The sequence below is a fragment of the Pseudomonas sp. SbOxS1 genome (assembly GCF_013416725.1).
Lineage (GTDB): Bacteria > Pseudomonadota > Gammaproteobacteria > Pseudomonadales > Pseudomonadaceae > Aquipseudomonas.
Map to the genome: position 1 here is coordinate 156,311 of NZ_JAAVXC010000001.1, position 13,788 is coordinate 170,098.

Annotated in this window: 12 protein-coding genes and 1 pseudogene; 5 read left to right on the forward strand and 8 right to left on the reverse strand. The window is 62.2% G+C overall.

Annotated features, from left to right (window positions below; genetic code table 11):
- Window positions 1-85: 85 nt before the first annotated feature.
- Complete coding sequence (locus HFK74_RS00625) at window positions 86-1,738, reverse strand: SulP family inorganic anion transporter (protein WP_180201936.1); 1,653 nt, start codon at window positions 1,736-1,738, stop codon at window positions 86-88.
- A 94-nt stretch (window positions 1,739-1,832) separates the two neighbouring features.
- Entirely contained in the window at window positions 1,833-3,113 is a 1,281-nt protein-coding gene (locus tag HFK74_RS00630; protein ID WP_180201937.1) for a serine/threonine transporter, read from the reverse strand.
- 366 nt (window positions 3,114-3,479) lie between these two features.
- Between HFK74_RS00630 and HFK74_RS00635 the strand changes: the two genes are divergently transcribed.
- From HFK74_RS00635 to HFK74_RS00655, 5 genes are all read left to right on the forward strand, one after another.
- Complete coding sequence (locus tag HFK74_RS00635) at window positions 3,480-3,863, forward strand: tautomerase family protein (RefSeq protein WP_110752056.1); 384 nt, start codon at window positions 3,480-3,482, stop codon at window positions 3,861-3,863.
- A gap of 30 nt (window positions 3,864-3,893) precedes the next feature.
- Entirely contained in the window at window positions 3,894-4,490 is a 597-nt protein-coding gene (locus HFK74_RS00640) for a TetR/AcrR family transcriptional regulator (RefSeq protein WP_180201938.1), read from the forward strand.
- A 161-nt stretch (window positions 4,491-4,651) separates the two neighbouring features.
- Window positions 4,652-5,617 carry a 2-hydroxyacid dehydrogenase gene (locus HFK74_RS00645; protein ID WP_180201939.1) on the forward strand — a complete coding sequence of 322 codons (966 nt, stop codon included), beginning with the start codon at window positions 4,652-4,654 and terminating at the stop codon, window positions 5,615-5,617.
- A gap of 143 nt (window positions 5,618-5,760) precedes the next feature.
- A complete protein-coding gene (locus HFK74_RS00650; RefSeq protein WP_180201940.1) occupies window positions 5,761-6,828 on the forward strand; it encodes a phosphotransferase family protein in 1,068 nt (355 codons plus the stop codon).
- A gap of 136 nt (window positions 6,829-6,964) precedes the next feature.
- Complete coding sequence (locus HFK74_RS00655) at window positions 6,965-7,732, forward strand: SDR family oxidoreductase (protein ID WP_007976320.1); 768 nt, start codon at window positions 6,965-6,967, stop codon at window positions 7,730-7,732.
- Window positions 7,733-7,745: 13 nt separating this feature from the next.
- Here HFK74_RS00655 and HFK74_RS33395 read toward each other — a convergent pair.
- From HFK74_RS33395 to HFK74_RS00680, 6 genes and pseudogenes are all read right to left on the reverse strand, one after another.
- Window positions 7,746-7,823 (reverse strand): annotated as a pseudogene (locus tag HFK74_RS33395) (outer membrane lipoprotein carrier protein LolA); the annotation flags it as partial.
- Between the two features lie 388 nt (window positions 7,824-8,211).
- Window positions 8,212-8,463 carry a DUF1652 domain-containing protein gene (locus HFK74_RS00660; protein ID WP_180201941.1) on the reverse strand — a complete coding sequence of 84 codons (252 nt, stop codon included), beginning with the start codon at window positions 8,461-8,463 and terminating at the stop codon, window positions 8,212-8,214.
- A 180-nt stretch (window positions 8,464-8,643) separates the two neighbouring features.
- Window positions 8,644-10,131 carry a helix-turn-helix transcriptional regulator gene (locus HFK74_RS00665; protein ID WP_180201942.1) on the reverse strand — a complete coding sequence of 496 codons (1,488 nt, stop codon included), beginning with the start codon at window positions 10,129-10,131 and terminating at the stop codon, window positions 8,644-8,646.
- A gap of 76 nt (window positions 10,132-10,207) precedes the next feature.
- On the reverse strand, window positions 10,208-11,101 hold the full coding sequence (locus HFK74_RS00670; protein WP_180201943.1) for a LysR substrate-binding domain-containing protein: 894 nt from the start codon (window positions 11,099-11,101) through the stop codon (window positions 10,208-10,210).
- 5 nt (window positions 11,102-11,106) lie between these two features.
- Window positions 11,107-13,311: a molybdopterin cofactor-binding domain-containing protein gene (locus HFK74_RS00675; RefSeq protein ID WP_180201944.1), complete on the reverse strand. Its 2,205-nt coding sequence runs from the start codon at window positions 13,309-13,311 to the stop codon at window positions 11,107-11,109.
- The gene (locus HFK74_RS00680; RefSeq protein ID WP_008059301.1) at window positions 13,311-13,775 is read right to left on the reverse strand and encodes a (2Fe-2S)-binding protein; all 465 of its coding nucleotides are present in this window, start codon (window positions 13,773-13,775) and stop codon (window positions 13,311-13,313) included. Before HFK74_RS00680 ends, HFK74_RS00675 begins: the two co-directional genes overlap by 1 nt.
- Between the last annotated feature and the right edge of the window lie 13 nt (window positions 13,776-13,788).

Sequence of the window (13,788 nt, forward strand, 5' to 3'; positions counted from 1 at the left end):
CTCGGTGTGCCTGAAAGAATGCTGGGGCCGCTTCGCTGCCCAACGGGGATAAATCCCCTCACCACAGGCTCGCTCCCACAAGGGGTCATGAGCCGGTCCGGAGGGCCTGCTGTACCGCACCATCCACGCTCAACCCGCTCAGCACAACCGCGTTGGCCTCCACCTGCGGCAACGCCGCCAGCGCCGCTTGCGCGTCGTCCTTCAGACGCGCCAGAATCAGCCGCGTGCCCTCCTGATGCACCCGTACGAAAAATTCCTGCAACGCCTCGATGCTGGTGCCATCCAGGTCGGGGGACTCCTCAAGACTGAGAATCACCGTATGAACCGGCGTTTGCGAGTGCCGGATCAGACGCAAGGCGCCGCCGAGAATCCGCTCGACGTTGGCGAAGAACAGCGCTTCACCCGGACGGACAATCAACACGCCTGGCACGGCTTGCGCCGCTGGATGGCGTTGCAGGTCGACAAAGTCGTGACCGCCATCGATACGCCCCAGAATCTGAATATCCGCCGCCGACATCTGCTTGAGCATCAGCAACACACTGATCGCCACCGCGACCAGCAAGCCGTCCAGCACCCCCAGCACCAACACTGCACCCACGGCGCAGATCACCAGCAAACGATCACGGCGCCAGATGAAGTACCGTCCCAGCGGCTGCAGGCTCAAGCCACGTCCCAGGGCATGGATGACGATGGCGGCGAGTATCGGTTCCGGGGTCAGGGCGATGTAAGGCAGCACTGTCAGGACAATGGCCAGCACCACCAACGCCGCCACGATACCGGCCAGGCGCGAAGTGGCACCCGCCGCCTCATTGGCCGACGTGGCCGAATACCCCGCTCCCGCCGGCATGCCGTGGAACAGCGCGGACAACAGGTTGGACGCCCCCAGCGCCAGCAGGTCGCGGTTCGAGGTCACGCGATCGCCGTGCTTGAGCGCATAGGCACTGATCGAGCCATACGACTCCGCGTACAGAATCATCACCATGGCAAACGCCAACTCACCGAGACGCAACCAGTCGGAGAACGGCAATACCGGCAACTTCGGCACCTCCAGGCTCAGGTCGATCACGCCGATCAGCTTCACGCCATGGGCCGCAAGATTCAGCCACTGCCCTGCCGCGATGCCAATCACCACCACCAACAAACCACCTGGCAGGCGCCGAAACCGCGCGAACAGCCATAACAGGATCAATGCCACGGCACCGACCGCCGCCGCGACCCCGTTCCATTGCGGCAGCTGCTCCAGCAGTTGCGGCAGAAACCGCACCAGGTTGGCCTCGGTCAGGTGCACGCCGACCACACTGGCGACCTGCTTGAGAATGATCGTCAGCGCCAGGCCAAAGGCAAAGCCGCGCAACACCGGCTTGGCGATAAACGACGTCACGCTGCCGAGCTTGAACAGCCCGGCCAGGAGGAAAAATGCCCCGGTCATCAGCACCAGCCCGACGGCCAGGGTCGAGCGCAGTTGCGGGTCGCCATTGGCCAGGGTGGCGGTTGCGGCGGCCAGCACGGCGGCAGAGGATGAAGTCGCCGAGACAATGGCAAAGCGGCTGGTACCCAACAGGCCGTAACACAGCAAGCCGGCGAACAAGGCGATCACCCCGGCCTGGGGCGCCAGTGCGGCGATGCTTGAATAGGCGACCGCCTCGGGCAGCAGCAGGCCGGCAATCGACAAACCTGCCAACAGGTCCTGCCAGCGATTGAGTGGCTCAACGGGGTTTGGCGGTGAGGCGCTCGACAATCCGGTGTCTCCAGGCAAAAAAAAGCCGCTGCACGTATCACGTGCAGCGGCCACTGTAGCTGTCAATTTGGCACTGCGCGAGCAGGCCGGTCGATCACGCGGTCAAGGAGTAGACCAACGCCGTGATCGCCACCAGGCCCACCGCCGTCACGAAGACGTTGGATGCCTGACCGCGATAGCGCGCCATCGCCGGCACCTTGCGAATCGCGTACATCGGCATCAGGAACAGGATCGCCGCGATCACCGGGCCACCCAGGGTTTCGATCATGCCGAGGATGCTCGGGTTCAGTGTCGCGACGATCCAGCACACCACCAGCATGAACGCGGCGGTCATGCGATCCAGGGTCTTGGCGGACGGACGCTTGCCACTCTTGACGATCAGGCCCTTGAGGCCTTCGCTGGCGCCGATGTAGTGCCCCAGGAACGACTTGGAAATGGCCACGAAGGCAATCAACGGCGCCGCAAAGGCGATGGTCGGATTGCTGAAGTGGTTGGCCAGGTACGACAGGATCGACAGGTTCTGCGCCTTGGCTTCAGCCAGTTGCGCTGGCGACAGGGTCAGCACGCAACTGAAGACGAAGAACAGCACCATCACCACCATCAGCAAGTGGGCGCGGGACAGGATCTGCGAGCTGCGCTCCTCGGCGTGTTCGCCGTAGCGACGCTTCTGGTCCACGGCGAACGCCGAAATGATCGGCGAGTGGTTGAACGAGAACACCATCACCGGAATCGCCAGCCACAGGGTGTGCAGCAACGCCGACGGCGCGGGCACATCGCTGGCGGTGGCGAGAATGCCGCCGTTCCAGTGGGGAACCAGGTACACCGCCAGGAACAGCAGGGCGACGATGAACGGGTAGACCATCAGGCTCATGGCCTTGACGATCAGTTGCTCACCACAACGCACCACCGCCAGCAGGCCGAGGATCAGCACCAGCGACAGCACGGCGCGCGGTGGCGGCATGATGTGCAGTTGATGCTCAAGGAAACTGCCCACGGTGTTGGTCAGGGCCACGCTGTAGATCAGCAGGATCGGGAAAATGGCGAAGAAGTACAGCAAGGTAATCAGCGCGCCGGCCTTGATGCCGAAATGTTCCTCAACCACCTCGGTGATGTCCGCGCCTTCGCGCCCGGACAGCACAAAGCGGGTCAGGCCGCGGTGTGCATAGAAGGTCATCGGGAATGCCAGCAACGCCAGGACCAACAGCGGCCAGAAACCGCCCAGGCCCGCGTTGATCGGTAAAAACAGGGTGCCCGCACCAATCGCCGTGCCAAACAGGCCCAGCATCCAGGTGGTGTCTTGGCGATTCCAGCTCGAAAGCGTCGCGGGTGTCGCTGCTACATAGCGTTCGTTAACGCTATTGGCCTGATCATTCATCCGGTGGGATCTCCACATTCCGGTCACTTGCCACCCGGCCCGGACGCGTCGGAATACCCGACAGGCAGCGCCCTGGCCGAAACAGGGGCGCGATTCTGGAGGATTAGTGAACAGAAGCAAAGACTTAGATGAGGAACGGTGGTACCAATTTTGGAAATTTCCAACAATGCATAACCCTGTGGGAGCGAGCCTGCTCGCGATGAAGGCGGCGGATTCACCACCCGCATTGTCTGATACATCGCTATCGCGAGCAGGCTCGCTCCCACATGGTTTTGCAACAATTCATCGGCAAACGCCAATCCAGCCTTGATAAAGGTCGTCCATCATGTATTTTTAAAGAACCTGTCAACCCTCTGGAGTCATCCCATGCCACTGGTTCGCGTCGACCTCAAGAAACAGCAGGACCCCACCTATGCCAAGCGCGTCGGACAACTGATCTACGCCGCCCTGCGCAGCGCGATTGGTGTGCCGGAAAACGATAACTTCCAGATCCTCGCCGAACACGACGAACAGCACTTCATCTTCGACCCCCAGTACCTGGGCATCCAGCGCACCGATAACCTGGTGGTCATCCAGATCACCCTGAGTGAAGGCCGAACCCTGGAGCAGAAAAAACTGCTCTACAAAACCATCGTCGAAAGCCTCAACACGCAGCTGGCCGTGCGCCTGGAGGATGTTTTCATTAATCTGGTGGAAGTGAAGAAAGAGAACTGGTCGTTCGGCAATGGTATTGCCCAATACGCACTCTGATAACCATCTTATTGACCCTGTGAGCCGCCCATGCCCCGCGTTTCCCGCAAACAAGCCGACCTCAACCGCGAAATCATCGTCGAGGCCGCCACACGGTTGTTTCGCGAACGCGGCCTGCACGGGATCAGCGTCGTCGATGTAATGGCGGCGGCGGGCCTGACCCACGGCGGTTTCTATGGTCACTTCCAGTCCAAGGAAGCGCTGGCCAGGGAGGCCAGCGAGCGGGCCTTCAAGGAGGCCGGTACGCGCTGGCGCGAACGAATCACCCAGGGCGACGACAAGGCGGCGGCGCGCCAGGCACTGATCAAGCCTTATCTTTCGGTCTACAGCCGCGACAACCCCGGCGAAAGCTGCCCGGTGGTGGCCTTTGCCGGGGACATGTGCCACGAACACGCCGACAGTGGCTTGCGCGAGCCGTTCATGGCCGGCCTGAACCGGCTGCTCGATGCCCTGGGCGAACTGATGGACTCGGACGATGCCGCTGAAAAGCGGCAGCAGGCGCTGGTGCAGTATTCACTGATGGTTGGCGCGCTGACCCTGGCGCGGGCCACCCGGGGCGACGCCCTGTCGGAGGAAATCCTCGAGGCGGCCCAGTCCTTCCTGACAGAGCCCCCTGCCCCGGCCTGAAAATTCGCTGGCAGCAAAAATATTCCGTGGCTTAAAAAGATCGCAGGCTTCGCCAGCTCCTACACTGAGGAGCGAAGACAGTGAGATTGCCAAATTGGTTTGCAACCAGCACTCTCGACCGACGTTCGAGCCCGACTGTCCGCTGCCCACAGGAGCAAAGCATGCCTGCAACCGTTCTGGTACTGGTTGAAACCATCAATGATTACCTGCCCATTCTCGAACATCAGGGCTTTCACCTGATACTGGCGCCCACGCCCGCCGAGCGCGCCGAGGCCATCAGCCGCCACAGCGGCCAGATCGACGCCGTCCTGACCCGGGGCCCGCTCGGTCTCTACGCCGATGAAATCGCCGCCCTGCCCAACCTCAAGATCATCTGCGTGATCGGCGCAGGCTACGAACAGGTCGACCTGCAAGCCGCTGCCGACCGGGGCATTACCGTCACCAATGGCGCCGGGGTCAACGCCTCCTCGGTGGCGGACCATGCCATGGCGCTGCTGCTGTCGCTGGTGCGCGACGTCCCCCGCTGCGATGCCGCCGTACGCCGGGGTGAATGGCCAAAAATCATGCGCCCGTCCCTGGCCGGCAAGCGCCTGGGCATTCTCGGCCTCGGTGCGGTCGGCATGGCCATCGCCAAACGCGCTGCCGCAGGCTTTGACATGACGGTGAGTTACCACAACCGCCAGCACCGCAGCGATGTGCCCTACAAGTTCTGCTCGACGCCCACCGAACTGGCCCGTGCCTCGGACTTCCTGATCGCGGCCACCCCGGGGGGCCTGGGCACCAAGCACCTGATCAACCGCCAGGTACTCGAGGCCTTGGGGCCCAACGGTTTTTTCGTCAACATCGCCCGTGCCAGCGTGGTGGTCACTGCCGACCTGGTTACCGCGCTCGAGCAACGGCGGATCGCCGGTGCCGCACTGGATGTGTTCGATGCCGAACCCAAGGTACCGGATGCGCTCAAGGTCCTGGCGAACGTCATTCTCAGCCCGCATGTGGCCGGACTCTCCCCCGAGGCCACCCAGGGCACTGTGGAACTGGTGGGGCGCAACCTGGTGGCGTTTTTTTCCGGCCAGCCGGTGCTGACCCCCATCGAACTGCCGAAGGACATTACCCAAGCCGTCCAGTAAGACAATTCAAACAGGTGTATCAAAAGCAATGATTGCCCGGCAACACGCTCACCTATAAGGGGGATTCGAGGTTGTGGGTGCCGGGTGTGCGCATTAGATTAGCCAATAGTTTCAGGCCTCCAGAATAAGCAGAAGGGATAAGCATGACGCTTACTGACCAATCCACCCGCACCCGCACCGGCGAAGAACTCGATGCCAGCCTGATCGATCCCTACCTCAAGGCCCACATTCCGGGCTTGAGCGGCCTGCCACGGATCAGCCAGTTCCCGGGCGGTGCGTCCAACCTCACCTATTTGCTGGAGTACCCCGAACAGGAGTTCGTCCTGCGTCGCCCGCCGTTCGGCCACAAGGCCAAGTCCGCCCATGACATGGGCCGCGAATTTCGCATCCTCAATCAACTGCGCGACGGCTTTCCGTATTGCCCGAAGGCCTACGTGCACTGTACCGACGAAGCAGTGATCGGCGCCGAGTTCTATGTGATGGAGCGCGTCAACGGCATCATCCTGCGCTCCGAATTGCCGCCGGAACTGGGGCTGGACTCAGCGAAAACCGAAGCCCTGTGCAAGAGCTTCATCGACAAGTTCGTCGAACTGCACCGTGTGGACTACAACGCCTATGGCCTGGGCGACCTCGGCAAGCCCGAAGGCTACGTGGCGCGGCAGATCAAAGGCTGGAGCGATCGCTACGAGAAAGCCCTGACCCCAGACGCGCCGCAGTGGGAAGCAGTGAAAGCCTGGCTCAACGACAAGATGCCGGCCGATCACCCGACCTCCAGCATCGTGCACAACGACTACCGCTTCGACAACGTCATCCTCGACCCGAACAACCCGATGCAGATCATCGGCGTGCTCGACTGGGAACTGACCACCCTGGGCGACCCGCTGATGGACCTGGGCAACACCCTCGCCTACTGGATCGAAGCCGGCGATCCGGCGCCGGTACAGCTGATGCGCCGTCAGCCCAGCCACGCCCCGGGCATGCTCACCCGCCGCGAATTCGTTGACTATTACGCCCAGCGTTCAGGCATCGAAATCGACAATTTCGACTTCTACTACACCTACGGCCTGTTCCGCCTGGCCGGTATCGTGCAGCAGATCTACTACCGCTTCTACCATGGCCAGACCCAGGACAAACGCTTCGCGCAGTTCATTCACATGAACAAACTGCTGGAGCAGATGAGCTTGCAGGTCATCGACAAATCCAGCCTCTGATACTGATACGACACAAACCCGTAGGAGCCAGGCTTGCCGGCGAAGGCGTACTTGAGGCCGCCTTCGCCGGCAAGTCGGATCGCCGCATCGCGAGCTCCTACGAAAAGCGATTTCGGCTCCATAACAAGGAAAAATCATGTCCAAGACTCAGTTGTTCGACCTCGACGGCAAGATCGCTTTCGTCTCCGGCGCCAGCCGCGGCATCGGTGAAGCCATCGCCAAACTGCTGGCCCAGCAAGGCGCCCACGTGATCGTCTCGAGCCGCAAACTCGAGGGCTGCCAGCACGTGGCCGACGCGATCATCGCCGCTGGCGGCAAAGCCACCGCCATCGCCTGCCACATCGGCGAGATGGAACAGATCAGCCAGGTCTTCGCCGGCATCAAGGAACAGTTCGGGCGCCTGGACATCCTGGTCAACAACGCCGCGACCAACCCGCAGTTCTGCAACGTGCTGGACACCGACCTCAGCGCCTTCCAGAAAACCGTCGACGTCAATATCCGCGGCTACTTCTTCATGTCGGTGGAAGCCGGCAAGCTGATGCGCGAAAACGGCGGTGGCAGCATCATCAACGTCGCGTCGATCAATGGCGTCTCTCCAGGGATCTTCCAGGGCATCTACTCGGTGACCAAGGCGGCCGTGATCAACATGACCAAGGTATTCGCCAAGGAATGCGCGCAGTTCGGCATCCGTTGCAACGCCCTGCTGCCGGGCCTGACGGACACCAAGTTTGCTTCGGCGCTGGTGAAGAACGAGGCGATCCTGAACACGGCGCTGCAGCAGATCCCGCTCAAGCGCGTGGCAGATCCGAGCGAGATGGCCGGCGCCGTGCTGTACCTGGCGAGCGACGCATCGAGCTACACCACCGGCGTTTCCCTGAACGTCGATGGCGGCTTCCTGTCCTGATTTGACGCCCCCCTGTAGGAGCGAGCCTGCTCGCGATGAGCCTGAGATACCCACGGGGTGTCAGGCTCCCAGCGTTATCGTTGGATACCATCGCGAGCAGGCTCGCTCCTACAGGTTCTGTTTACTGGGTGACACACCGCGTCACGGTGGTTTCTCGCGTCACCTGTCCTTCCGCGCGCATTTCACCCATCACCTGGGTGTTATCGGAGGTCTGGCAGGTGGTTTCAGGTGGAGGGGGTGGCGCGGCAGGTGGCGGTGGCGGCGGACTGGAACAACCACCGAGAATCACGGCACAGAGTGCAACAGGGGTAAAAAGGCGTTTCCCGAGACTTTTCATAGGATGACCCGCGAAAAAGTAAGTACACATGGATGTGACAACAGAACACCGTTGGAAAGTTCACGGTGTGGCTGCAGAAAAATCACTTTTGTACTTTTTTATCGCGTATTCATTGGTCCTGGCGTGACAAACCTGGCAATTCCTACACGACCGGGTCCGGGCGTTGCAGGCTATTGCTCTCGAGCTCATAGCGCAGTTCTTCGATCAGCGCAGCCATCGCTTCGGGGGTCTGCAGCATGGCCACGTTCAAGCCGCTGACCACCAGATCGACTTGCCCTGACAGGGGGTGGTAGAGCTTGATGGTCAACGAATGATCGCCGGTAATGTTGCACTCACAGGCCAGCGGCGAAAAGGTCCGCTCAAGCTGTGTGCGCAGCTGGGATATGTGGATCATCGCGGTAGCCCACTGCGGCAAGCAATGGCGTGGGTAGTGCGTTCGTCGTGCATGGCTGTTCCTTTAGCGACCAAGGGCAGACGAGTGATCGCAAATGTCATTCGTCCGCGCTTAGCCTAAGGTTTGCCACCTGCCTGGCAGAACGTGAGTTTGCACCCCATCACCTGGTGCATTTGCACCTTACCGTTGCCCCTTGGGGCGCCATGCACTGGAAAACAATCCACGCTCGCGCGCCCAGACAATCGCCTCGCTGCGGCTGTGCACATCGAGCTTGGAATAGACCGTCGCGACGTGGTTGCGCACCGTGTTCGTCGACAGCTTCAGGCGCGAGGCGATTTCCTTGTCCGCCAGGCCTTCACAGATTAATTCCAGCACGTCGCGCTCCCGGGCGGTCAGGTCGGTAAAGGACACGCTGGGCAACTGCGGCGCATTGACGTTCTTCACGTTAGCGAGTTTTTCGATCAGCGTGCGGCTGAACCAGGAGGCATCCTTCATCACCTCTTCAATGGCCGACACCAACTCAAGCTCGGTGCGTTTGCGCTCGGTGATGTCCATCATGACCAGCAGGTAGCAAGGGCTGTCCTGGATGTTCACGGTATCGGCGCTGACGGCGCAATCGATCAGTTGGTCATCTTTGCCGCGCACACGTACGTCGACGCGGTCCAGGCGTGCGGTTTTCTCCAGTGCGGTGAAGAGCCGTGCCCGTGCCCCTTTGTCATGGAAGAAGTCGATCTCGGCGATGGTCTTGCCGCACACCTCTTCGCTGGAGTACGCGAGGGTATCGAGGAACGCTTCGTTCACATCCATCACCACCTGATCGCTGGCGCTGCACACCAGGGTCGGCACCGGCGTCAGGCGAAAGGCCTTGGCAAACCGCTCTTCGCTCTGGCGCAGGGCAACCTCGGCCTTGTGCCGGGGCTCCATGTCGACGAAGGAAAACAGCATGCAGGGCTCGTCATTGAGTTCAAGGGGCTGGCCGGCGACTATCACTTGCTTGCTGCCACCGTCGGCCAGGCGCAACTGGGCCTGCATCTGCGTTATGGTCGCGCCTTCGCGCAGGCGCTGTTTGGCCAGTTCCTTGTTTTCAGCCTGTTCCAGCACGTCCAGCTCATAGGTCGACGTGCCGATCACCTGGTCGCGGGCATAGCCGGTCATTTCAAGAAACCCGGGGTTGACCTTGATGTAGCGCAAATCACTGAGGCGGCAGATCACGGCCGGTGCCGGGTTGGCGGCGAAGGTTTTCTCGAAGCGTTGCTCGGCGCTGGCCCAGTCGGTGACATCGTCCATGATCAGGACCAGCGATTCCGGTTCGTCACGGCTGTCGGCCAGCACCAGGCTGCGCACGCGATGGACCCAGGTACGCTCCTCCCTCGTCACCTCTACCAGCACGTCACTGAAGGTCTCGCCGCGCGCCAACCGGTTGATCGGATAACTGTCGGCCGGTACCACGTGGTTATTGCGATAGCGCAGGGCGAACTGCCTGGCGTATGCCTTGGCGTTGCCGCCCAGCTCACCGATCTGCTCGACGCCGTGCATGGCCAGCGCCGCGTCATTGGCCCAGAGGATGCTCTGGTCGGGATCCAGCAGGATCACGCCGTCGGACAGACCGGCGATAATTTGCTGTAACTGGCGGCGGTTGGTTTCCCTGGTCAAGACGTCCTGGCTCATTGTGACTCCACAAGTTGGGTGACCCTGTGAAGTTTCCGACCGCCCGTACTTCGGATAGTGCAAAGAACCTTGTGCGTTAAGCCGGCCGATCTTGCATGACCAGTTCCCGCAACGTATCGAGAAACAGCTTCAGTACCGGCGAATCATCGTCCGCACGGTAGGTGGCGTACAACGGCACCTCCGGTAACGCCGGGCTCAGGCGCCGGAACACCAGGCCTGCCGGGGCCAGCTGTTCGATGGAGGCCGGCAACAAGGCCACGCCGAAACCGGCCCGGACCAGGCTGAGCAAGGTTTGCACCTCGATCACCTGCTGGCGTATCTGCGGCGTGAATCCGGCCTGGATGCAGCACTGGTAGAGAAAATCGGCAAACCGTGATTGCTTGAGCTCCAGCGCCACGAACGGTTCGGGCGCCAGGTCCGCAGGCGCCAGAAGCTGTTTTGCGGCCAACGGGTGATCGACCGGCATGACCACCCGGATCGGCTCGTAGATCAGCAGTTCATTGCGCAACTGCGGATCGTCATAGCCGACCCGGAACACGCAGGCATCGATGCGTTTCTCCTTCAGCGCCTTGACCTGCGCCGCAGGCGTCATCTCATGCAGGCGCCAGGACACCTGCGGATAACGCTCACGAAACAGGTGCAAGGCCCGTGGCAGCACACCGACCATCACCGAACTGATCATGCCGATTTCCAGCTCGCCCAACTGGCCGCGGCCGGTTTGTCGCGTCAGGTCGAGGGCACGGTTGAGCTGTTCGAACACCAGCGGCGCCTGCTCCTTGAGCATTTGCCCGGCGGCGGTCAGCTCGACCCGGTGATGACTGCGCTCGAACAGCGGCGTGCCCAGCTCCTCCTCCAGCAGGCGAATCTGCTGGCTCAGCGGTGGCTGGCAAATGTGCAATCGGGTGGCGGCCCGGCCGAAATGCAGCTCTTCGGCCAGCGCCATGAAGTAGCGCAACAGACGCAAGTCCATGACGCCTAACCCAGGTTCAATGGCGTGGAGCGCTGGCGCACGCCGGTCAGGCTGAACAGCGCATTGGCGATGGCCGGGGCCACCGCCGGGCTGCCGAGTTCACCGACACCCCCGGGCTTGGCCGGATCACCTTCGACCAGCAGGATGTCCAGCGCCGGCATGTCCGACATGCGCGCTACCCGGTAATCATGGAAGTTGCTCTGCACCACCCTGCCCTGCTTGATGTCCAGGCGATCGAACAAGGCGTGCCCCAGGCCCCACATCAGGCCGCCGTAGATCTGTTCTTCGACACCGCCGGGGGAAACCGCCAGACCGCAATCGACCACGCAGGTGAGTTTCTCGACCTTGATCGCCCCGTCCTGTTTCGACAGCCTTGCAACGACCGCGATGAAGCTGCTGTAGCCCTGGTGGGTGGCGATGCCCAACGCCGTGCCTTCAGGCAGGGGCTGGCCCCAACCGGCGCGCTCGGCAGCGCTTTTGAGCACCGCGACGTGCCGTGGCCGCTCCTGCATGTTGGCCAGGCGCATGGCCAGCGGGTCTTGCCCGGCGCCATGGGCCAGCTCATCCATGAAGCTTTCCACGGCGAACACGTTGGGGATGAAGCTCACTGAGCGATACCAGCCGCTGGGCACCCGGGTTTCGTGTCTGACCCAAGATAGGTCGAGGTTAGCCGGGCGATAGGCGAAATCCCACGCGGTGATGGCTTCCGTGGTGCTGTAGTCCATTTTATCGGGGCGTTCGAAGTAGCCCGGTTCCCATTGTTCCGGCGAGGCCGGTGACACGGCCTCCAGCTGCAACGCCATCAGGCGTCCCTGGGCATCCAGCGCCCCCTTGGCCCGGTGGAGCGTGGCCGGGTGCATGAACAACGAACGCATTTCGTCTTCACGGCTGTTCATCAGTTTCACCGGCACCCTGGCCTGCTGCGCCAGGTACGCCACTTCGAACAGCCAGTACTTGGCCTCCCGCGCACCGAAGCTGCCGCCGGACACCAACTCATTGATGGTGACCTTGTCCTTGGTGATCTTGCACACCGTTTGCGCCGCTTCCAGGGCCGACGAAGGCACCTGCACGCCGCCCCAATAGGTAATGGCGTTGTCCTTGACCTGTGCGGTGACGCAGATCGGTTCCAGCGGATTCTGCACCTTGTAGGGCATGTGGTACTCGGCTTCGAGCAGTTTCGCGGCGTTCGGCCATTGGCCGTTCACATCCCCGGCAGCCATCGCGGACACCCGTTGCGCGCCTTTGTCAGCCAGCGCCGCGGCCTGGACCTTGTGCAGTTCATCGCTGTCGAAACCGGCCAGTGGCGAGTCGCTCCATTGCACCTCGAGCAATTCGCGGCCCTGATGCGCGGCCCAGTAATGATCCGCCAACACCGCCACGCCTTCGACGTTACCGCCGAGCACATCGGGACGGCCCGGCACCTTGATCACCTTGCGCACACCCGGCACCTGCAGCGCCGCCGTGCTGTTTACCGACACGACACTCGCCCCCACCACCGGCGCGCGTTGAATCACCGCCACCAGCATGCCCGGCAGCACCACGTCGATACTGTAGGTGAAGCGCCCGCAGACCTTGGCCTGGGCATCGCGCTTGTGCCGCAGTTTGCCGATGTACTTGAACTGCGCCGGGTCCTTGAGCGTGACGTTGGCCGGTGCCGGCAGATGCGCGGCGATAGCGGCCAGCTCACCGTAGCCAAGGCTGCGCTGGCTCGCCGCATGCACCACGCGGCCCTCCTCGGTGGTGCAGCTGTCGGGACTGACTTTCCACTGCCGGGCGGCTGCCGTGAGCAACAGCGTGCGCGCCGTCGCCCCGGCCATGCGCAGGCGCTCGTACTCCAGCGACACGCTGGTGCTGCCGCCGGTGGAGAAGACCTTCCAGATCGGGTGAATGTAGGTGTCGAAGAACGGGTTTTCCGGCGAGATCACCTGCACGGTCATCGGGTTGACGTCCAGTTCCTCGGCCACGCACGCGGCCAGCGCGGTGTGCGTGCCGGTGCCGGAATCGTGCTTGTGCACCACCAGTTTCACCGTGCCGTCGGGCAGGATGCGCACCCAGGCGTTGGGTTCGAAACCAGCGGCCGGCGCCGGGGCCTTGGGGTCTGTCGCAGACAAACCGCTGGGCAGGTAAAAGGCGATGGCCAGGCCGCTGGCAGCGGTGGCGCTTTGCTTGAGAAACGCACGCCGCGAGAGGTCCACTTGGGAGATCGTCATCACGCCTCCTTCGGCGCGTTGGCCGCGCGCTTGATCGCCTTGTTGATCCGCCCGTAGGTGCCGCAGCGGCACAGGTTGCCGGACATGGCATTGCGGATCGAATCGTCGGTCACTGCTGCTCCGGTGTTGAGCAACGCGGCCGCGGACATGATCTGACCGGATTGACAGTAACCGCATTGCGGCACATCTTCGGCAACCCAGGCCAGTTGCAGCGGATGCTGCCCGGTGGGTGACAAGCCTTCGATGGTGGTGATGCTGTGCCCCGCCACGGCGGCCACCGGCAACTGGCAGGACCGTACGGCGACCCCGTCCAGATGCACAGTGCAGGCGCCGCACAGGCCCATGCCGCAACCGAACCGGGTGCCGGTGAGTTTCAAATGGTCACGCAACACCCATAACAAGGGCATGGAGGGCGATGTCTCTACCAGCTCGCGTCGTTCGCCGTTTACCGTGAATTCGATCATTGTCAGGCTCCAA